Origin of the sequence: Acinetobacter sp. ABJ_C1_1, from assembly GCF_044684115.1 — a bacterium.
In the GTDB taxonomy this organism is placed as follows: Bacteria; Pseudomonadota; Gammaproteobacteria; order Pseudomonadales; family Moraxellaceae; genus Acinetobacter; species Acinetobacter nosocomialis_A.
On the sequence record NZ_JBITPU010000040.1, the window covers coordinates 1 to 962 of the forward strand.

At 35.2% G+C, this 962-nt stretch carries 1 pseudogene; it reads right to left on the reverse strand.

Annotated features, from left to right (window positions below):
- Window positions 1-962: pseudogene (pgaA, locus tag ACG59Z_RS18735) on the reverse strand (poly-beta-1,6 N-acetyl-D-glucosamine exporter porin PgaA); the annotation flags it as partial.

The window sequence follows — 962 nt, forward strand, 5'->3', positions numbered from 1 at the left end:
TATAAGCAAACTCGGCCTGTTTCGGTTTTTGCTCCGCCAAATAACTATCCGCAATTGCATGACGTACATATGCCGGTAATTTTTCGAGTGGAATATTCAACTGGGTAAAATTCTCTATAACCGCTTTTGAACGCCCTCTAAAATCTAATCCATATAAATAATCGTAATAAAACCGTAAGTAATTAGGATCGGAAGGATTCATTTGCTGATGCATTTTTTGTCCTTGCTCCAGCACTTTATCTAATTCAGCAAAGCTTTCGGCATCGGCTAGTCCTTCGCGATTTAAATATTTATATCGAGCAATTGCATTGTTGATATGTTGAGAAAACTCACTAACTTGTAAAGTCTGCAACATTTGCACTGCTTGTTCAGTTTTTTCGCTCGCTTGCAGCAATTGCTGTGCCTTTTTATATGAGCCAATAGCAATTAAATCGTAAACATATTCTTGTAAAACGGATGAAGATTTTGGTTGTTGTTGATAAGCATGCTCAACTGTAGCTAAAGCATCTACGGGTAAATTTATTAAACGATAAGCATATGCAACCCGTATCAACTGATCAGCAGTTAAACCTTTAATATCGATCTTCGACAACTGATCTTTAGCATTCGCCACATCTTGAGCTTCAGCATACAAAACCGATAATAAAATACGGCCATCAACTGACTTTTGAATATTGAACTTATTTGACCAGTCAATTGCAGTTTTAAAATGCTTAAAATCACGAAAATTTTGAATTAAAGGTAACTTTGCATATTCTGGAAATTCTACATAATTAATATTTACCAAAAACCGTGAAAAATTCGTAAGATCCCTTTTTTCACTTGACATAATAAACAGATAATCAGCAAGCAGCTTTTGATCATGCGGGTATTTATTTAGCAATTGATCTAGTTGAGATACAGCTTGTTGAGTTTGTCCTGCTCTATAATTTTGAATAGCTTGCTCACGCAATACATCAACC